Annotated in this window: 20 protein-coding genes; 14 read left to right on the top strand and 6 right to left on the bottom strand. The window is 64.8% G+C overall.

All coding sequences use genetic code 11. The annotated features are described in order from the left end of the window. Positions 1 to 131: 131 nt before the first annotated feature. Positions 132 to 1,667 (bottom strand): sensor histidine kinase, encoded by a 1,536-nt coding sequence (locus K2U94_RS18330; RefSeq protein WP_243068595.1) that lies wholly within the window; start codon positions 1,665 to 1,667, stop codon positions 132 to 134. A gap of 198 nt (positions 1,668 to 1,865) precedes the next feature. Between K2U94_RS18330 and K2U94_RS18325 the strand changes: the two genes are divergently transcribed. The 3 genes from K2U94_RS18325 (at position 1,866) to K2U94_RS18315 (ending at position 3,516) form a co-directional block, all read left to right on the top strand. Further along, entirely contained in the window at positions 1,866 to 2,477 is a 612-nt protein-coding gene (locus tag K2U94_RS18325) for a glutathione S-transferase family protein (RefSeq protein WP_243068594.1), read from the top strand. After that, complete coding sequence (locus K2U94_RS18320) at positions 2,474 to 3,118, top strand: uracil-DNA glycosylase family protein (RefSeq protein ID WP_243068593.1); 645 nt, start codon at positions 2,474 to 2,476, stop codon at positions 3,116 to 3,118. The genes K2U94_RS18325 and K2U94_RS18320 overlap by 4 nt, the downstream gene beginning before the upstream one ends. Before the next feature lie 230 nt (positions 3,119 to 3,348). Next, entirely contained in the window at positions 3,349 to 3,516 is a 168-nt protein-coding gene (locus K2U94_RS18315; protein ID WP_243068592.1) for a hypothetical protein, read from the top strand. A 113-nt stretch (positions 3,517 to 3,629) separates the two neighbouring features. On the opposite strand, the gene K2U94_RS18310 is transcribed toward K2U94_RS18315, so the two are convergent. From K2U94_RS18310 to K2U94_RS18300, 3 genes are all read right to left on the bottom strand, one after another. After that, positions 3,630 to 4,544, bottom strand: a complete 915-nt coding sequence (locus K2U94_RS18310; protein ID WP_243068591.1) for a TadE/TadG family type IV pilus assembly protein — start codon at positions 4,542 to 4,544, stop codon at positions 3,630 to 3,632. Then, positions 4,541 to 5,161 (bottom strand): TadE/TadG family type IV pilus assembly protein, encoded by a 621-nt coding sequence (locus tag K2U94_RS18305; protein WP_243068590.1) that lies wholly within the window; start codon positions 5,159 to 5,161, stop codon positions 4,541 to 4,543. The genes K2U94_RS18310 and K2U94_RS18305 overlap by 4 nt, the downstream gene beginning before the upstream one ends. Positions 5,162 to 5,290: 129 nt before the next feature. Then, positions 5,291 to 5,755: a pilus assembly protein N-terminal domain-containing protein gene (locus K2U94_RS18300; protein ID WP_243068589.1), complete on the bottom strand. Its 465-nt coding sequence runs from the start codon at positions 5,753 to 5,755 to the stop codon at positions 5,291 to 5,293. Positions 5,756 to 6,141: 386 nt separating this feature from the next. On the opposite strand from K2U94_RS18300, the gene K2U94_RS18295 reads away from it, so the two are divergent. From K2U94_RS18295 to K2U94_RS18255, 9 genes are all read left to right on the top strand, one after another. After that, a complete protein-coding gene (locus K2U94_RS18295) occupies positions 6,142 to 6,306 on the top strand; it encodes a Flp family type IVb pilin (protein WP_243068588.1) in 165 nt (54 codons plus the stop codon). A gap of 150 nt (positions 6,307 to 6,456) precedes the next feature. After that, a complete protein-coding gene (locus K2U94_RS18290; RefSeq protein ID WP_243068587.1) occupies positions 6,457 to 6,963 on the top strand; it encodes an A24 family peptidase in 507 nt (168 codons plus the stop codon). Positions 6,964 to 7,134: 171 nt separating this feature from the next. After that, on the top strand, positions 7,135 to 7,944 hold the full coding sequence (cpaB, locus tag K2U94_RS18285; RefSeq protein ID WP_243068586.1) for a Flp pilus assembly protein CpaB: 810 nt from the start codon (positions 7,135 to 7,137) through the stop codon (positions 7,942 to 7,944). 47 nt (positions 7,945 to 7,991) lie between these two features. Then, a complete protein-coding gene (locus K2U94_RS18280) occupies positions 7,992 to 9,449 on the top strand; it encodes a type II and III secretion system protein family protein (RefSeq protein ID WP_243068585.1) in 1,458 nt (485 codons plus the stop codon). 139 nt (positions 9,450 to 9,588) lie between these two features. Further along, complete coding sequence (locus K2U94_RS18275; protein ID WP_243068584.1) at positions 9,589 to 10,284, top strand: CpaD family pilus assembly protein; 696 nt, start codon at positions 9,589 to 9,591, stop codon at positions 10,282 to 10,284. A 3-nt stretch (positions 10,285 to 10,287) separates the two neighbouring features. Further along, entirely contained in the window at positions 10,288 to 11,532 is a 1,245-nt protein-coding gene (locus tag K2U94_RS18270) for a CpaE/TadZ family protein (RefSeq protein ID WP_243068583.1), read from the top strand. 40 nt (positions 11,533 to 11,572) lie between these two features. Next, positions 11,573 to 12,994 (top strand): TadA family conjugal transfer-associated ATPase, encoded by a 1,422-nt coding sequence (locus tag K2U94_RS18265; RefSeq protein WP_243068582.1) that lies wholly within the window; start codon positions 11,573 to 11,575, stop codon positions 12,992 to 12,994. Positions 12,995 to 13,011: 17 nt separating this feature from the next. Further along, the gene (locus tag K2U94_RS18260) at positions 13,012 to 13,995 is read left to right on the top strand and encodes a type II secretion system F family protein (protein ID WP_243068581.1); all 984 of its coding nucleotides are present in this window, start codon (positions 13,012 to 13,014) and stop codon (positions 13,993 to 13,995) included. 34 nt (positions 13,996 to 14,029) lie between these two features. Next, entirely contained in the window at positions 14,030 to 15,007 is a 978-nt protein-coding gene (locus K2U94_RS18255; RefSeq protein ID WP_243068580.1) for a type II secretion system F family protein, read from the top strand. An 86-nt stretch (positions 15,008 to 15,093) separates the two neighbouring features. On the opposite strand, the gene K2U94_RS18250 is transcribed toward K2U94_RS18255, so the two are convergent. After that, positions 15,094 to 16,032 (bottom strand): tetratricopeptide repeat protein, encoded by a 939-nt coding sequence (locus K2U94_RS18250; RefSeq protein ID WP_243068579.1) that lies wholly within the window; start codon positions 16,030 to 16,032, stop codon positions 15,094 to 15,096. 120 nt (positions 16,033 to 16,152) lie between these two features. On the opposite strand from K2U94_RS18250, the gene K2U94_RS18245 reads away from it, so the two are divergent. Together K2U94_RS18245 and K2U94_RS18240 are read left to right on the top strand one after the other, a co-directional pair. After that, positions 16,153 to 17,598 carry a leucyl aminopeptidase family protein gene (locus K2U94_RS18245; RefSeq protein WP_243068578.1) on the top strand — a complete coding sequence of 482 codons (1,446 nt, stop codon included), beginning with the start codon at positions 16,153 to 16,155 and terminating at the stop codon, positions 17,596 to 17,598. Positions 17,599 to 17,652: 54 nt separating this feature from the next. After that, positions 17,653 to 18,504: a C40 family peptidase gene (locus tag K2U94_RS18240; protein ID WP_243068577.1), complete on the top strand. Its 852-nt coding sequence runs from the start codon at positions 17,653 to 17,655 to the stop codon at positions 18,502 to 18,504. On the opposite strand, the gene thiD is transcribed toward K2U94_RS18240, so the two are convergent. Next, the gene (gene thiD, locus K2U94_RS18235) at positions 18,482 to 19,315 is read right to left on the bottom strand and encodes a bifunctional hydroxymethylpyrimidine kinase/phosphomethylpyrimidine kinase (RefSeq protein WP_243068576.1); all 834 of its coding nucleotides are present in this window, start codon (positions 19,313 to 19,315) and stop codon (positions 18,482 to 18,484) included. The two genes, K2U94_RS18240 and thiD, sit on opposite strands and share 23 nt — an antisense overlap. Positions 19,316 to 19,335 lie beyond the last annotated feature (20 nt).

Here is a 19,335-nt window from a genome sequence, read left to right as displayed (position 1 = left end):
TCGGCGCAAGGAGTCATCGCGGATGTTTCACGTGAAAACAAAACAAGAACATTTTTCGCGAATCCGAAGGGTTTCCACCCCGTCGAATCGATTTCCACCCCCGCCGCTCTCCCCAAAAGCGGCCCGACCGGTCAGGCGGCGCCGCGGCGGCGCGCGGCGGGCGGCGCGACGGGATCGAGCTGGGGCAGGGCGGCCATGACCCTTTCGGGCGGGAAGACCACGATCACTTCGGTGCCCTCGCGCAATTTCGAGCGCAAGGTGAATGTTCCGCCGTGAAGCTCGACGAGACCCTTGACGATGGGCAGGCCGAGGCCGGTGCCCTCGTCGGCGTTTTTCTGCGCCATCGAGCCGCGCCCGAAGGACGACATGATGACCGGGATTTCCTCTTCCGGGATGCCCGGCCCAGTGTCGCGCACCGAGAAATATTGGCCCCCGGCCATGGTCCAGCCGGCTTTGATCGTGACCTGCCCGCCCTGCGGCGTGAATTTGATCGCGTTGGTCAGAAGGTTCAGGGCGATCTGGCGGACGGCGCGTTCGTCGGCCCACAGGCGCGGCATGTCCGGTTCGATGATCTCGGTCAGCAGCACGCCGCGTTTTTTCGCGCGCAGGGTCAAAAGGTGACGGCAGTCCTCGATCACGCCGGAGAGCAGGACGGCTTCTTCCTTCAACTCATAGCGCCCGGCCTCTACCCGCGAGAGATCGAGAATTTCGTTGATGAGCATCAGCAGATGCTGGCCGCTGGCGTGGATGTCGTTGGAATAGTCGCGGTAGGCTTCGACCGAATGCGGGCCGAACAATTCGCTTTTCATCACCTCCGAAAAGCCCAGGATTGCGTTCAGCGGCGTGCGCAGCTCATGCGACATGGTGGCGAGGAAGCGCGATTTGGCGAGACTCGCCTCCTCGGCGCGGCGGCGGGCCTCGTCCGAATTGGCCTTGGCCTGCTCCAGTTCGGCGATCAGCGAATCCTTCTCGGCCTGGATGCCGAGCGTTCCGACCTGCCCGGCGTAGATGCGGCGGGCGAGGGCGGCGAAATAGAGCAGGGTCGCGCAGCTCAGAAGGGTCAGGGCGGCGTTGGGGCTGTTGAGAACGGTCGGGCGCATGTAAAGCACGATGGCCAGCGCATTGGGCGCGAGCGCCGCATAGACCGCTTCCGGCACGAAAGCCGCCACCACCGTGTGGATCGCCCCGGCGAGCATGAAAACGACCATCACGTAAGCGATCGCCCAGGGCGTGTCGACGCCGCTCATCAGCAAGGCGAAGGTCGCCCAGGCGAAACCGTCGGCCGCCGCGGCCAGGACGAAGCGCGACCGCCATTGGCGCGGGTTTTGCGCGGTCTTGTCCAGCCCGAGGAAGCGAAGCGCCAGCACCCAGCCCAAGGTCAGAGTGCTGAGAACGAGCGCCAGCCATGCGCCCACCAGGGTCAATGGCAGCCAACGGGCGGTCATCACCCCGACGGCGATGCTCAACAGGCCTTGCGGCAGAATGGCGGCGCGCCGGCTGCGCGCGTAAAGGCGCAACAGTTCGACGTCGAAGCGCACGTTTCCGGCGCCGGATGAGGTCAGCCGCTCCCGGGCCTCGCGCATGCGGCCGGCCATGCGGCGCCGCTCACGAGCGCCGGCCTCGGCAAACCGCCCGCGGGCGATCATTTCTGCGGTGACTTCGGACATGCCGGTAAATTTTCACGCACACACTGACGCGAACGCTTGCGCGTCCCCCTCCAACTTGACCGAAAAAGCTTAATGAGCGGCTGATGCGACGGCTAAAAGCCTTTGCAGCCCTGCAAATGGCGGACTGGCGGCGCCGGCGGGCGATTGACAGCGGCGCGCCGCCGGCTCCATCCTCGCTGCTTCTCGCCGAGGTCCGTCATGAAGCTTTACGATTCCCCGGTCGCGCCCAACCCCCGCCGCGTTCGCATCTTTCTCGCGGAAAAGGGCGTTTCCGTCCCGAAAGAAACGGTGGATCTGGCGAAACTGGAGCAGAAGGATCCGGCCTTCGCCGAGATCAATCCCCTTCAGCGCATTCCGGTTCTTGAACTCGACTCCGGCGAATTCCTGAGCGAGACCGTCGCGATCTGCCGCTATTTCGAGGAAATCCAGCCCGACCCGCCGCTGTTTGGACGCGATCCGCTGGAAAAGGCGCGGGTGGAAATGTGGCAGCGCCGCGCCGAACTGGAGTTTTTCTTCCCCATCGCCTGGGCCTTTCGTCACAGCCATCCGGCGATGGTGGAAATGGAAAAACCGCAGATTCCCGAACTCGTCGCGTTGAACCGTCCGCGCGCGGTCGCTTTCGCGCGATTTCTCGATTCCGAACTCGCCAGGCGGCCTTTTCTCGCCGGCGACGCCTTTTCCATCGCCGATATAACGGCCCTGGTCGCGGCGGATTTCGCCAAGCCCGCGCGCATTGTCTTTCCCGACGATCTCATCCATTTCGCGCGCTGGCGCGCCGACGTTTCCGCGCGCCCGAGCGCAGCCGCGTGACCTTGGCCGGCTCCGACGACCTCGACGCCCTGGTAGCGCGCATTCGCGCCTGCCGCCTCTGCGTCGAGCGCCCGTTCGGGCCGCCGCTGCCCCATGAGCCGCGCCCCGTCCTGCAAATCTCCGCCCGGGCGCGCCTGCTTGTCGCCGGCCAGGCGCCCGGGACGCGGGTCCACGCCACCGGCCTGCCCTTCAACGATGCTTCCGGCGAAAGGTTGCGCGACTGGATGGGCGTCACCCGTGAGCAATTCTACGATCCGTCGCAGATTGCCGTCGCCGCCATGGGCTTCTGCTTCCCCGGCCAGGACGCCAAGGGAGGCGACCTGCCGCCGCGCCGCGAATGTCGCGCCTCCTGGCACGATGCGCTTTTCCGCCTGGCGCCGCAGATCGAGACCATTTTTGCCGTAGGCCGCGCGGCGCAGGAGTATCACAGCGCGCGGCTCGGCCGGCCGCTGCCCAGGGGCGCCTCGCTCGAGGAGGTCGTCCGTCTTTGCGCGGCAAGAATCGAGCTCAAGCCGCATCTGCTCGCTTTGCCGCATCCATCCTGGCGCAACAACGGCTGGTTACGGCGCAGGCCGTGGTTCAGCGAGGAAATCACGCCTTTGGCCCGCCGGCTCGCCGCGGAAGCCTTGGCCCATTCTTAGTTGGTCCATTCTTAGAATGCACAAATTTTGGCCGGCGCCGCGAATTTCACTTGCGATGTTGCGTTGCGACAATATGATGAAAGTTGACGTTTTTTTGGCGAAACTTTCCGGACTTGGGGCGCATCGCCCGGGGGCTTGTCCGCGAAAGGTTCGATACGCCCGCAAGGAGTATCATTGTGCACGCCGGTCAAAAAGTCCGCCTGAAAGCTGCTTCGCCCCTGAAGCAAAGATTGAATCTCCCCTCCGAGGCGCAGGGCGCCGTCATGTGTTCGTACCGGCTGCTGCGGACGGCCGGCGACGGCGCGAAGCGCCTTGACGTCCGTTTCGGTCCGGGCATCGTCGTCTGGGGCGCGCCCGACGATCAATTCGAGGCGATCGAAGACGACGTCGCGGCATAAAGCATGATTCCGAAACGTGGAAACGACTTTTGAAAATTATCACGCCAATATAGAGGCGCCGGCGCGGGAAGTCTTATTCGGAAACCATCCCGCTCTCGCGCGCGACCTGCGCCTCACGGCACATTGTACTTGTTTATCGCATTGCCGACCTGACAGAAGTTATAGCTGGTGATTCCGCCGCTTGGCTGCCAATAAATAAGCTGGTCGTAACGGGGCGGCGTGGTCGCCGGTTGCGTGACCGACGAGCGGAAGCGCGGGTTCATATAGGTCGTTTGCGTGATCGTATAGCCCGAGCCGCCATTCAGCGGCTGGTTCCATTGATAGGGCTCGAAGCCGAAATTCGGCGCGAATTTATAGGAGACGTCGGCGACAATGACGAAATTGTCCGTCTTGTTGCCGCTGGCGACATAGGCTTGGCCGCTCGTCACCGCGTCGCCCATGCCGCCCGGATAAAAGCCGGCCGGCATATCGGCCGGGCCGTTCACGCCATTCGCCGATTGGGTCAGCAGTCCACAGGCGCGCAGGGTCGGGTTGGCGCCAAAGCCTACGCTCCATACCACCCGCGCGCGGCAGCAGGCGGCGTTGTTGCTGCTGACATTGTCGAAGACGACCTCGGTGAGCGTCATGTTGGCGACGTTGGAGAACGGAAACAGCACCGCGGTCGAGGCGTTGAAAATATTGGTGAGGTCGGTGTCCGTCAGGCAGGGAACGCTCGCCATGTCGACGCCGCTCACCGTCGTTCCGTGAGCGCAGGTTCCCGTGGATGAGGTTCCGGGCAGGGTCTGGGTGGTGAGGTCGGCGAGCGTCCGCGACAGGAGCTGGACCTTGCGTCCCACTTCGAGTCCTTGCGAAAGCACCACGACGCCGAAATAGATGGTCAGCATCAGGGGCAGAATCAGGGCGAACTCCACCGCCATGACGCCCGCCTTGCGGCTGCGCAGCCGCTTCGCCTCGCTCCGCAGCTTTGCGGCCGCCGCCGCCGCCTTTTCGAAGATCTGGGTGAGCTTTCTACGCCCGCGTCCGGTCATGGCTCGTTCCTGAAAACCACGGTCGAAAAAATGGCGTGGACGAAGAGCGCTGCATTATTGGGATCCCGGTAAACGGATTTCGACGTGTGGCCGAAGAGATTGTCGAAGGTGTCAGCGCTGGTCGCCTCCAGGACGGACAGATAGACCGGCATCGGATAGAAGGCCTGGAAGACGACGATCCATCCCGGCGAGCCGAGATTCACGTTTCCGGATGGGTTATTGTGCCAGGACGTGGTGACGCCGGAGCCGATGGCCGAAAAGCTGGTGGAGGACGGATCGAAGGCCTGGACGTTCAGCGCGACTTTGCTGCAGGTGATGACGGCCGGCAGGGCGGGGCAGAAGGTGTTGGTCTTGAAAGCGGTCGCCGTTTGCGTCGTGTCGCCGGAGAAGCTGTTCACCAGGACCTGGCGCGCGACGTCATTGACCGTGTTCTCGAAGGATTCCTGCACGAAAAAGACGAAGGCGGTTTCGAAGATTGCGGCGAGCAAGCCGAGGAATGGCACCGCGACCATGGCGAATTCGATCGCCGCGACGCCCCCGCGCCCGCGAGCGAAACGCGCGAGAAGTCCAGGCTTCTGTTTCGGCGCGGACGAGCCTCGCGTTTCACTCTGCTCCATCGATCGATCCCCGATCGGCATGCCCGGCCCAAACGTCTGAGCGACGACTTCGTCGGTTCGGCCATTATCGGCGGCGGAGATTGCCATAAGGTTACGCGGGGTGAAGGACGTATTCCGGTCCGCCTGGCGTCACTTGCCCATTGCAAAGGCGTTGTGCGCGGCGACCGCGGCGGTTCGATTGGCGGCGATCGCCTTGGCGTCGGCGAGATCGATCGTCGGGAGGCACTGGGGATTGCAGATGAAGCTCTCCTGATTGAGACCGTTCTGCAGGAGAAGATCGGGTTTCGAGGCGCCGACCCGGACCGTCCATTCGCCAAGCAGATCGCCCTTGGCGTCGAGCGCGATGAGATTGGTTTCGCCGAAGCTTTTGCCGGTGATCACGCCCATGCTGCTGTTCTTGAGCATGGTGACGTCGGCTATGCCGGGCTGGCCGACGATCAGGGTTTCGGTCTTGTCGGGAATGCGGGCCACGCGCGCCTTGTCCACGGTGACCTGCACGACGTCGTTCGTAGCCGGCGAAGCTTCGGAATGCGCGAGCAATCCGGCCATGACGGCGGCGGCGACGCCGATCAAACGAAACGCGCGAAGACGCATGAACCTCTCCCGAAATCAAATGCCGCCGTGGAGTTCACGGGCGGCCGCCAACCGGATCGCGGAACGGCGCTGGGGCGCATTCGACGCGTCGACGATAACCTATCGGCGCAATTAAGACATGACTTGGTGAACGATTGCTAAATTTTCTGTGCGGCGAGGCGTTTTCCGCAGCGAAACGGCGTCGTGGCAGGTTAACGTCGCGCTCAGTCTGTTTCAGGGATTTGAGGGAAGTTGTTTGCAAGAACTTTGGCTTGCTTCGCGGTAAGGATTTGCATGAAGCAACGTTAACCTGCCAGCAAGTTGTCCTCCGTAAGGTGACTTCAACGGCGCTGACCCCGAACCGCTTGCCAGCGCCGTAGCGCAAGTCGCGTAAACAGGAGCAAAATATGAAGACCCTCGTTACCCGTTTCATGAATGACCAGTCCGGCGCCACCGCCATCGAATATGGCCTCATCGCCGCCCTGATCTCCGTCGTCTGCATCGGCGTTTTCACCTCGATCGGCACCAACCTGAGCTCCAAGTTCGGTTCGATTTCCAGCGCCCTCAACTAAGATTTCGGCGACGCCGGCGTATTTTCGCCGCACATGTGGAAGCCCCGGGCCTTGGTCCGGGGTTTCTCTTTGCGGCCTGCGCCCGGCGCAGTAACCAAGGGGTAATCGCCCCGCGCCATGATGCCGGCGCCTCCAACTCGCGGACCCGCCATGCTCGACGCCTTAACGATCGTCATTTTCCCGGCGCTGATGACCTATGCGGCCTTTTCGGATCTGCTCACCATGACGATCTCGAATTGGATTTCGATTGTCCTCGTCGCCGCCTTCGTTGTTCTCGCCTTTCTGTTCGGCGTGCCGGCGACGGCCATCGGCCTGCATCTCGCCGCCGGCTTGATGGTTCTCGCCATCACCTTCACGCTGTTCGCCTTCGGCTGGATCGGCGGCGGCGACGCGAAGCTCGCCGCGACCACGGCGGTGTGGATGGGCTTCGAGCATCTTGCTGAATATGGCCTCGGCTCGGCCGTGATCGGCGGCTTGCTCACCCTCGTCCTGCTGCAGTTCCGCCGGCTTCCCATGCCGGGCTGGGCGCGCGCCCGGGCGTGGCTGATGCGCCTACATGACAAGGACAATGGCGTGCCCTATGGCATTGCGCTCGCCGCCGCCGGCCTGATTCTTTATCCCGAGACCCGGATTTACCTCAGCGCCTTCGCCGCCTGAACGGTCGCGCCGCCTCGCCCGCCGACGCCTCGCTTCCGCGAGGCGTTTTTTTTGCCTGGTTTGTTAACGCGCGTAAATTTCGTGACGTTCCATTAACCTTAATTTGACCTTTCACTGTTTCAATTCGGTCAACGTCCCAACTGGACCTCACTATGGACCGTTGAAACAGCCATGAAAAAAGCGCGGCTCATCTTTCTCGGCGTTGTTCTGGCCTCCGGCGTCGGCGCGTCCTATCTCGTGCTCTCGCGCCCGGAGCCGCCGCCCCCGGTCAGGATCGTCCAGGCGCCGCGCGCGGCCGCCTCGGCGCAGGTTCTCGTGGCCGCCCATGAGCTCAATTTCGGCTCGGTCCTTCAGCCCAGCGATCTGGCATGGCACGATTGGCCGAAGGACGATTCGCTCCCGGGCCTCATTTACAAGTCCGCTGCTCCCAACGCCATGAACGACATCAAGGATTCGGTGGTGCGCGGCTCGATCCTGGCGGGCGAGCCGATCCGGCGCGAGAAATTGTTCAAGGGCGGCGCCTCCGGCTATCTCTCCGCGATGCTGACGCCCGGCTATCGCGCGGTCGCCATCAATATCGAGGGCAGCGGCGCCACCACGGCGGGCAATTTCATTCTGCCCAACGACCGCGTCGACGTGATCCGCATTTACCGTGACGAGGACGCCGCCAAGTCCGGTGCGGGCGACGCCTATGTGAGCGAGACGATCGTGCAGAATGTCCGCGTTCTCGCGATCGGCCAGAACACCCAGGACAAGAACGGCCAGCCCTATGCGTCGGGCACGACCGCGACGCTCGAACTGACCCCGGCGGAAGCCGAAGCCGTCATCCTCGCCCAGCGAGTGGGACAGCTCTCCCTGGTCCTGCGCTCGATGCAGGACAGCCAGCCGTCCTCCGTCCCGGTCGCGGTGAACAATGCAAATCACGACCGCGCCATCACCGTGGTGCGCGCGGGCGTAGCCACCCAGTCGCGCGGCAAATGATCAATGGCGGGCCGGAGCCGAACAGCGCCGCCCAGGAGTGAAAGACGATGCAGATGAACCGCCCCAGGCTGATCGGAAGCCTAGTCGCCTTGCTCGCCTTCGCCGCGCCGGCGACGGAGGGATATACGCAGGCTTATAACGGAGAACAGATCGCCTTCCAGGGAACGAACGCCGTGCGCCGTATCACGATGGGCGTCGGCAAGTCGCTCATCGTCAATCTTCCCGCCGCCGCCGGCGAAATCTTCGTCGGTAATCCCGCCGTCGCCAACGCCGTCGTCCGCTCCCCCCGCAAGATCTATATCATCGGCCAGGCGACCGGCCAGACCACGATCTATGCGATGGACAAGCAGGGACGCCGGATCGCGACTCTGGAGCTATCGATCGGCCGCGACATCGGCGAATTGCAGAGCATCATCCACACCGCTTTGCCGAGCGCGCATATCGTCGCCCGAACCGTCAACGATTCCATCATCCTGACCGGCGAGGTCGATTCGCCCGGCGACATGCAGACCGCGCTCGACATCGCCAAGGGCTTCGTCGACAGCCTCAATAAAGGCGCCGGCGGCGGCCCAACCGGCGCGCCCGCGGCGGGCATGGTCGTCAACGCCATGACGATCAAGGGCCGCGACGAGGTGATGATCAAGGTCACCATTGCCGAAATCCAGCGCAACATCGCCAAACAGCTCGGCGTGTCCTCCTCGACGCTCGCCGGCAACTGGGGCACCTTCACCCAGCAAAATCCCTTCACGATCAACGGCAACGCGCTGACCGACGGCGCGCTCAACACGGTCACCCATTTCGGCGGCCCCTGGACCCTGAACCAGACCCTGACGGCCTTCGAACGCGCCGGCGTCGCCCATACCCTGGCCGAGCCGACCGTCACTGCGGTGTCGGGCGAAAACGCCAAATTCACGGTCGGCGGCGAAGTGCCGATCAACGCCGGCACCGTCTGCACCGGCACGGGAACGACGTCGAACTGCCAGGCAAGCGTGACCTATAAATCCTATGGCGTGACGCTGAACTTCACCCCGGTCGTCCTGTCGTCTGGCCGCATCACGCTGCGGCTCGCGACCGAAGTCTCGGACATCGACCCCGCCACCTCGTCGGTCATCAACGGCATGAGCGTGCCCGGCTTCCGCACCCGCCGCCACGACACCACCGTCGAACTGCCGAGCGGCGGCTCGATCGCCACCGCCGGCCTGATCGAATCCAGCTCCAACCAGGCGATGAACGGCACGCCCGGCGTGATGAACCTTCCCATCCTCGGTCAGCTCTTCCGCTCGCGCGACTACCAGCGCAAGGAGACCGAGCTGATGATCATCGTGACGCCCTATCTGGTCAAAGCCGTGCCCAACAGCGCGCTGGCGCGGCCCGACGACAATTTCGCCGACGCCAACGACCCCCAGGCCTGGCTGCTCGGCCGCGTCAACAGGCTCTATTCGACCACTGATAATCCCGAAGCCGCCGCTCATTTCAGCGGACGCGTCGGCTTCATCCACGATTGAGCCCCGCCCGGGCCGCCCGGCGAAAGCCGACGGCGGGCCCGGCGCGAGGCCGAAACGGCAAGCGCAACGATCGAACGGAACCAACATGTCGCACTCTCGCCCTCTCCGGACCGAAGCCGGCCGGCTGACCGCAAAAAGAATGAGACTCGCCGCGCTTCTGGCCCTCGCCGCGCCGCTTGCGGCCTGCTCGGGGGCTGATCGCATCGTCACCGGATCGATCGGACCGGACGATTACCGCGCCCGCCATCCGATCGAGCTCCGCGAAGGCCGAACCCATCTCGAAGTGTTCCCCGAGGTGCGCAACGGCGCCCTCGACCAAAGAAGTTGGGCCCAGGTCCGGCAATTCGCCCGTGAATACAGAAGCCACGGATCGGGCGAGATCGCCCTGGCGCTTCCGCAGGGCGGGCGCAGCGGCGCCGAGGCGCGCGCCGCCGTGCCCGGCCTGCGCCGCGCGCTCGCCGCTGGAGGCGCGCGCGGCGCGGTGCGCGTTATGACCTACCCGGTCGTCGATCCGTCGCTCGCCGCGCCGGTTCGCCTCTCTTATGGGACAATCGTCGCGAAGGTCGATTCGCGCTGCGGCCAATGGCCCAACGATCTCGCCTCGGGCGGCTCGGTCCATGGCTGGGAAAACCGTCAATATTGGAACTTCGGCTGCGCGACCCAGCAGATGATGGCGACCCAGGTCGCCGATCCGCGCGACCTCGTCGGCCCTGGCGCGCTGGCCCCGCCCGATTCGCATATGCGCGGCCGCGCCATCGACGCGGTGCGCCAGGGCAGGGATCCCGGCACGGCCTGGCAGACCCAGAACAGCAATATCAGCGGCATAGGAAACTGAACCATGGCCATCGAGTCCCTCGATCCGCCCGCGCCGGATCCGACGTCCATCGCGCCGCTGCCGCGCATCTCCCTCCAGGCCTTTTGCGAGAGCGCCGAACTGGCCGCAACGATCAACGAGGCGGCGGACGACCGCCGCATGGAAAAGACCCATGTCAAGGTCAACATGGGCGGCGCTCACGCCGCGGTCGAGGCCTATCGCACCTCGCCGACGCCCAATGTGATCGTCCTCGAAACCAACGCCTCGCGCGCCGAATTGCTGGGCCACCTCGAGGCGCTCGCCGAATATTGCGACGCTGGCACCAAAGTGGTCGTCGTCGGGCGGCATAATGACATTCCGCTTTATCGCGAGCTGATGGCGCGCGCCGTGAGCGAATATCTGGTCCAGCCGATCGACGTGCTCGATTTCATCAGCGCGCTCTCTTCGCTCTACAATCAGGACGTCGCCGCGCCGCTCGGGCGCATCATCGCCGTGACCGGCTGCAAAGGCGGCGTCGGCGCCTCCTGCGTCTCCCACAATCTCGCCTGGTCCATCGCCCGCGACCTCGATTCCGCGACGGTCATCGTCGATCTCGACCTGCCCTTCGGCACGACGGGGCTCGACTTCAACCAGGACCCGCCCCAGGGAATCGCGGAGGCTGTGTTTTCGCCGGACCGCCTCGACGGCAATCTGCTCGATCGCCTGTTGTCGAAATGCAGCGACAAGCTCTCCATCCTCGCCGCGCCGGCGACGATCGAGCGCGCCTACGATCTCCCTGAGACGGCTTTCGATCCCTTGCTTGAAATCCTGCGTGGCTCCACGCCCCACATTATCCTCGATGTTCCCCATGTCTGGACGGCGTGGTCGCGCCGTCTGCTTTCGACCGCCGACGAGACCGTGATCGTGGCGTCGCCGGAACTCGCGAGCTTGCGCAACGTCAAGAGCCTGCTCGACAATCTGCGCGGCGCGCGGCGCAACGACCCCGCGCCGCGCATCGTGCTCAACGGCGTGGGCATGCCCAGACGCCCGGAAATTTCGAGCGCCGATTTCGCCAAGGCGATCGAGGCGGAGCCGTCGGTCGTCGTCCCCTTCGACGCCAAGCTGTTCGGCGCCGCGGCCAATAACGGCCAGATGATCGCCGAGGTCGAGGAGGGCGCCAGGATCGCGGCGATTTTCCAGGATCTGGCGCGGCTCGCCACCGGCCGGGCAGCCATCAAGCGCGAGCGCAAGGGTCTTTTCGATCCGCTGCTCGCGGTTTTCAAAGGTTAAGGTTGCGCCCTCGTAGAGTCACAGGAGCACGGGAAGGACGATGTTCGGAAAGCGCTCGGGCGCCAGCGGCGCCCCGCCACGCACGCCGCAGAAGCCGACCGCCGGCGAAGCTTTCTCGCCCGCGCCGGCGACGGCGGCGCCGCCGCCACCACCGCCACCGCCGGCTCCGGAGGTGCGCCGGTCGGACGATTATTACCAGACCAAGAGCATGATTTTCGGGGCACTGATCGAGGCCATCGACCTTTCGCAACTCTCAAAGCTTGACGCGGAGAACGCGCGCGAGGAAATCCGCGACATCGTCAACGAAATCATCTCGATCAAGAATGTCGTGATGTCGATCGCCGAGCAGGAAGATTTGCTCGACGACATCTGCAACGACGTGCTCGGCTTCGGCCCGCTGGAGCCCCTGCTGGCGCGCGACGACATCGCCGACATCATGGTCAATGGCGCAAGCCGCACCTTCATCGAAGTCGGCGGCAAGATCCAGCTCACCAACGTGCGCTTCCGCGACAATGCCCAACTGATGAACATCTGCCAGCGCATCGTCAGCCAGGTCGGCCGCCGCGTGGACGAAGCCTCGCCGATCTGCGACGCGCGCCTGCTCGACGGCTCACGCGTCAACGTCATCGCGCCGCCTTTGGCCATCGACGGCCCCGCCCTCACCATCCGCAAGTTCAAGAAGGACAAGCTCACTCTCGAACAGCTCGTCCGCTTCGGCTCGATCTCGCCCGAGGGCGGCGAAATCCTGAAAGTCATCGGCCGCGTGCGCTGCAACGTCCTGATTTCCGGCGGCACCGGCTCGGGCAAGACCACCTTGCTCAACTGTCTGACCAATTTTATCGACGGCGACGAGCGCGTGATCACCTGCGAGGACGCGGCGGAGCTGCAGCTCCAGCAGGCCCATGTGGTGCGGCTCGAAACGCGCCCGCCGAATCTTGAAGGGCAGGGCGCGGTGACGATGCGCGATCTCGTCAAGAACTGCCTGCGCATGCGTCCCGAGCGGATCATCGTCGGCGAGGTGCGCGGCCCGGAGGCCTTCGACCTCCTCCAGGCCATGAATACCGGCCACGACGGCTCGATGGGCACGCTCCACGCCAATTCTCCGCGCGAGGCGCTCAGCCGTCTCGAATCCATGATCACCATGGGCGGCTACGCCCTGCCGCCGCGCACCATCCGCGAAATGATCGTGTCTTCGGTGGACGTCATCGTCCAGGCCGCGCGCCTGCGCGACGGCTCGCGCCGCATCACCCATATCACGGAGGTGATGGGGCTCGAGGGCGAGGTCGTCATCACCCAGGATCTGTTCCTCTACGACATCCTCGGCGAGGACGCCAATGGCAAGCTGAAGGGCCGCCATCGCTCGACCGGCATTGGACGCCCGCGCTTCTGGGAGCGCGCGCGCTATTTCGGCGAGGAGGAGCGGCTCGCGGCGGCGCTCGACGCCTCGGATACCGGCGAATGAGAAAGACGGCCTGAATCATGGACATCCGTTCCCTCTTCATCATCATGCTCACCGTGATCACGGTGGCGGGCGCCTTCTATGTGCTGGTCTTCCCCTATCTTTCCGGCGAGGCGGCGGCGGAGAAGCGCAAGGCCCAGATCGCCTCGAAAACCGGCCTGCGCCGCGCGCCCGGCGAGCGGGTGACGGACGCGGCCGCGCGGCGCAAACAGGTCGCCGACAGCCTCAAGGAAATCGAACAGCGCAATTCCGAAAAGGCCAAGGTTTCGCTCGAGACGCGGATCGGCCAGGCCGGACTCGACCTGAGCCGGACGAATTTTTTCGTCTTTTCGGGCGTCGCCGCCGTGATGACCACGCTGCTGCTGCTCATGATCACCCACAGCCTGCCGATGGCACTGACCGGCCTCGTCATCGGCGGCTTCGGCCTGCCGAATTTCGTGCTGAAATTTCTCACCAACCGCCGGCTGAGGAAATTCACCCAGGAATTTCCCAACGCCATCGACGTCATCATTCGCGGCGTGAAGGCCGGCCTGCCGCTGAACGATTGCATCAGGATCATCGCTTCCGAAGCTTCCGAGCCGGTGCGCGGCGAGTTCCGCCAGATCGTCGAGGCGCAGACGCTCGGCCTGTCGACGGGGGAAGCGATCGAGCGCCTGCCTTTGCGCATCCCGACGCCCGAGGCGAATTTCTTCGCCATCGTCATCACCATCCAGCAGAAATCGGGCGGCAATCTCGCCGAGGCTTTGACCAATCTGTCGCGCGTCCTGCGCGAGCGCAAAAAAATGCGCGACAAGGTGAGGGCGATTTCCTCGGAGGCCAAGGCCTCGGCCATGATCATCGGCGCATTGCCGGTGATCGTCGCTCTGCTCGTCTATATCACCAGCCCGAAATATATCTCGTTGCTGTGGACCACCGGCACGGGGCGGATCACACTCGTCGTCTGCGTCTTCATGATGGCCCTCGGGTCGTTCATCATGAAGAAAATGATCGCCTTCGACATCTGAAACAGGCGCTGAACTTCGACAAGGCCGCACGCCCATGATGGATCTGCTCGTCGAGAAAGTCTCCGATTCGCGAAGCTGGCTGGCGCTGCTCGTCGGCGTCTTCACCGTCGCCAGCCTGCTTTCGGTAGGCCTTCCCCTGATCGAGGGCGACCGGCTCGGCGACCGGATGAAGCTCGTCGCCTCGGAGCGCGAACGCATCCGCGCGCGCGAACGCGAAAAATTGCTGAACCGCAACACGGGCAAGCTACGGCAGACGCCCAAGGCCTTTATGAAGGACATCGTCGATAAATACAGCCTCTCGAAATGGCTGGGCACCGACGAGGCCAAGTCGCAGCTCGCCATGGCGGGCTATCGTGGCGCCCAGGCGGAAGTCGGCTTCCTGTTCTTCCGCCTCGTCACGCCGATTGCGGCGGCCGTCGTCAGCGCGCTCTATGTCTTCGTCCTGATGCACAGCAACTGGTCTTTCATCACCAGGCTGTCGGTCGTGATCTGTTTCGCCTATGGCGGCCTCAAGGGCCCGGAAATCTATATCGCCAACATCATCGCCAAGCGTCAGGAGAGCATGAGGCTGGCCTTTCCCGACGCGCTCGACCTGCTGCTGATCTGCGTCGAATCCGGCATGTCGGTCGAGCAGGGCTTTCGCCGCGTGAGCCAGGAGATCGGCGCCCGCTCGGTGCCGCTCGCCGAGGAATTCGCCTTGACCACGGCGGAGCTGTCCTATCTGCCGGACCGGCGCCAGGCTTATGAAAATTTTTACAAGCGCACCGGTCTCGACGGGGTCAAGAACATCTCGACCTCGCTGATCCAGGCCGAGAAATACGGCACGCCGCTCGGCACCGCGCTTCGCGTGGTGTCGCAGGAGTCGCGCGACCATCGCATGATGGAGGCGGAAAAGAAGGCGGCCTCCCTGCCGCCGAAGCTGACGGTGCCGATGATTCTCTTCTTCCTGCCTGTCTTGTTCGCCGTCATCATGACTCCGGCGGTGATCCAGATCATGTCCCACAACTATTGAGAAGGCGCAGGACGCGAAAAGGGCGGCTTCCTTCAGGGAAGCCGCCCTTTTCGCGTCGTTCGTTCTTAAAAAAAAGCGCGGAAAAGTCAGCGCGCCACGGAATCGAAGCTCAGCTGCTGCATTTTGCGGCTCGCCGCCGAATTTTCGCTCTGGTCCACCGACAAAATCCTGCCGCGGCCCGCCGCCGCCATCCGGCTCCGCGTCGTGGTCTGGCTTGGCGTCGTGATCTGGGCATGTCGCGGGGACGAGGTCTGGATGTCGCGCCAGGTGTTGGATTGCGAAATCATCTGGCGGATGGCGGCGACATTGTCCCTGGCCTGCTGCGGCGGCAGGTCCCGTTCGGAAACCTGTTCGGCCTCGTCGAATTTGCCCTCCAGGGCGAGCACCAGGGCGAGGTTCTGGCGCTCGCGCATGTCGGCGCGCGGGCTCGCCGCCGCCTGGCGCATCGCGCTCTCCGCGCGCGGCAGGTCGCGCGACAAAGCGTAGGACAGGCCGAGATTGGACAGAACCGATGGCTCGCCAGGGGAAAGTTTCAGGGCGGTTTCGTAGAATTCCTGTGCCGCCTGGTGGTTGCCGAGCTGGTCGGCGATTGAGCCCCTCGTATTGACGACTGACCAGTTGGGGTCGTCGGGCGAATCGGCCTGGGCCAGCACGCTCTGGGCGCGCTGGAGCTGGCCGTCGTCGGCCAGCGCCTTGCCGAAGGCGGTGAGCACCTGGCGGTCGTGGGGATATTTGATCGCGACATTCTGCATGACCGCCGCCGCCTGGTCGTTGAGTTCGCGCGCCCGCAACGACTTGGCGTAGGCCATGGCGATTTTTCTGTTGTCGGGATGGGCTTCGTAGAGACGGCGCAATTGCTCGGAATAGGCCATCATATCGGCCGGCGAAGAGGACGCGGGCCGGGACGGCGCGCCGATCGAGCCGGTGATGTCGTCCATATTGACCGTCTTGCAACCCGAGAGGGCGAGAAGCGCGACGATGGCGACGCCGCCAAGCATGCGCGGCTTGAAGAAGGCTGCACCCATGTTCCGCTGTTCCTCCGCCCTCGCGCACGCCTTGACGCTTCTCCAGGAAGGAATAATTCGTTAACCCTAATAGACCGTTAATATGCCTGCGCCGCGCGGCGCGATGGAGCGCCTTCCGCAATGGTCGATCTGCCCAAACTGAAATTCGCCAATCCCGAGGAAAAAGCGGTCGCCGTCTGGCTCGTCGAGCCGCAAGCCTTCGCCGCCGCGCAGACCGCGCCGAACAAAGCGCCGAATCTGCCGGCGGAAGCGCTGCAATTTGCGGCGGCGACCCTGTTCGAGGCCAAGGCCGGACGTCTGCTGTGGTTCATGGCCGAGGACGGGGCGCCGGGCGTCGTCTTCTTCCTCGACGCCGGCGACAAGGCCGATCCCTTCCAGCCCGGCGCCCTGGCCAATCAGCTGCCGCCCGGCGTCTATCGTTTTGCGACCGTGCCGCGGCGGCCGGATCTTGCGGCTCTGGCCTTTCTGCTCGGCGCGCATCGTTTCGCGCGCTACCAGAGCCGACGCGAGGCGCCGCGGCTGATCGCGCCGGAAGGGATCGACGCCGCCGAGATCGAGTCGGTCGCCAGCAGCGTCGCTTTCGCCCGCGACCTGATCGACACGCCCGCCAATGATCTCGGCCCCGACGAGTTGGAAGCAGCCGTGCGCGCGGCCGGCCAGGCCTTCGGGGCGAAGGTCGCGGTGATTCGCGGCGACCGGCTGGCGAGGGAATTTCCGCTGATCCACGCCGTCGGCAAGGGCTCGCCCCGGCCGCCGCGGCTGGTCGATCTGCGCTGGAAGCCGAAGCGAGCGCGCCGGCTCACTCTCGTCGGCAAGGGCGTCTGTTTCGATTCCGGCGGTCTCGACATCAAGCCGGAAAGCGCCATGGCGCTGATGAAGAAGGACATGGGCGGGGCGGCGGCGTCGCTGGCGGCCGCCGCGATGATCATGGCGGCGGATGTCGACGTTTCCTTGCGCCTGATCGTGCCGATCGTCGAGAATTCGGTCTCGGGCGAGGCTTTCCGGCCCGGCGACGTCTATTCTTCGCGAAAAGGCCTTACCGTCGAAATCGGCAATACCGACGCCGAAGGCCGCCTGATCCTGGCCGACGCCCTTGCGCTTGCCGACGAGGAAAGGCCCGAATTGCTGGTCGATTTCGCGACGTTGACCGGCGCCGCGCGGGTCGCGCTCGGGCCGGACCTGCCGCCCTTCTTCACCGACGACGATGCGCTTGCCGCCGACATCGCCCGCCACGGCGCGGCGGTCAACGATCCGGCGTGGCGGCTGCCTTTGTGGAACGCCTATGATTCGAAGCTCGACGGCAAGGTCGGCCAGCTCACCAACGCGCCGGCCGGCGGGATGGCGGGCGCGATCACCGCAGCCTTGTTCCTGCGCCGTTTCGTCGGCAGGAGCGGCGAGCCGGGCAGCGAGTCGAACCGCGAGTCTGGTCGATCCTGGGTCCATTTCGACATTTACGGCTGGACGCCCGCCGCGCGGCCGGGGCGGCCCGAGGGCGGCGAGGCCCAGGCGGCGCGGCTCATCTTCAGCCTCGCTAAGGAGAAATTCGGTATTGCAAATATTGCTTAATTCCGTCGCGCTAAAGCATCTGGGCTTCCCCGCGCGGGGGGCGGGAGAAACGACTTGAACTATGATCCACGACTGACGCCGGCGCGCCCTGATCTCGCGGCGGAACATCTTCGCGACATGATCCCGGCCGCCTCCTACGCCCGCGGACGCCGCATGCAGATCAGCGCCTCCCACGTCGATCTGCGCCGCTCGCCGTCGGACGACGCCGCCACCGACACCCAGGCGCTCTATGGAGAAACCCTGATCGCCTACGAAGAAAAGGACGGCTGGTGCTGGGTGCAGCTCGATCGCGACCGCTATGTCGGCTATATCCGCTCCGAGGCGCTCGACCCCAGGGTCGTCAAGCCCACGCACCGCGTGCGCGTGCGCCACACACTGGTCTTTTCCGCGCCGGACATCAAATCGCCGCCGCTCGACGCCTTGCCTTTCTGCGCCGAGGCGCATGTCGTCAGCGCCGATGACAAATTCGCCGAGATCCATTCCGGCGGCTATGTCTTCATGCGTCATCTTGCCGCCAACAACCGGCCTTTGAGCGATTTCGTCGGGCTGGCGGAAATGTTCCTGCACACGCCCTATCTGTGGGGCGGCAAGACCGATGTCGGGATCGACTGCTCGGGCCTCGTTCAGGTGACGCTCGGCGCGATCGGCGTCGCCGCGCCGCGCGACACCGACATGATGGAGGCGGCGCTCGGACGTCCCGCCGAGGTGGACGAAAAAAGGATGCGCGGCCTGTGCCGGGGCGATCTGGTGTTTTGGCGCGGCCATGTCGGAATCATGCGCGACGAGCAGACCCTGCTGCACGCCAACGCCCATACCATGACCGTCGCCGCCGAGCCGCTCGCCATTGTCCGCGACCGCGTGCGCTCGACCAATTTTTCCGAAATCACCTCGATTCGCCGGGTGTGACGGCGCCGCCCCACAAAGCAAAGAAATGATTCGGCGGGCCGTGGCCGGCGCCGACCTCCAGGGTCGCGCCGGCTTCGAGCGCGGCGCTCAAGAAAGCCTTGGCGTCGGCGATCGCCTGTTTGAGCCCGGCACCCTGTCCGAGCCGCGCCGCGATCGCCGAGGACAAGGCGCAGCCGGTGCCATGGGTGTTGCGGGTGACGACGCGCGCCGCCTCATATTCGGTGAATTCGGCGCCGTCATAGAGCAGGTCATAGGCCGCGCCGTCGGGAAGATGGCCGCCCTTGACCAGCACGGCGTGGGCGCCGAGCGCATGCAGCTTCAGGGCGATGGCGCGCATCTCGCCGGGGCTTTCGGGCATGCGGTCGCCGGCGAACAGGGCGCTTTCCATGAGATTGGGCGTCACCAGCCGCGCCAGCGGGAATAATTGCTCGCGGATGGGCGCGACGAGGTCGTCGCCGCCGAGGCTGTGGCCGCCACTCGCGACCAGGACGGGATCGAGCACGACATTGCGCGCCTGGTGGCGCCGCAGCCGGTCGGCGATGGCCGCGACATTCTCCCGGGAACCGATCATCCCGATCTTCACCGCGTCCACCGCAATGTCGCAGAAGACCGAATCGATCTCCGCCGCGACGAAATCCGCCGGAACCGTCTGGACCGCCTGCACGCCGAGCGTGTTTTGCGCGGTCAGCGCGGTCAGCGCCGCCATCCCATAGCAGCCCAAGGCCGAAAAGGTCTTTATGTCGCCCTGGGCGCCGGCGCCGCCGGACGGGTCCGAGCCCGCGATCGAAAGGATTTTGGCGACAGGCGTCATGAGGCGTTCCTGGGACGTTG

Origin of the sequence: Candidatus Rhodoblastus alkanivorans (genome assembly GCF_022760755.1) — a bacterium.
GTDB lineage: Bacteria > Pseudomonadota > Alphaproteobacteria > Rhizobiales > Beijerinckiaceae > Rhodoblastus > Rhodoblastus alkanivorans.
Note: the sequence above shows the minus strand (reverse complement) of the source record. Positions and strands in the feature narration are given on the sequence as shown.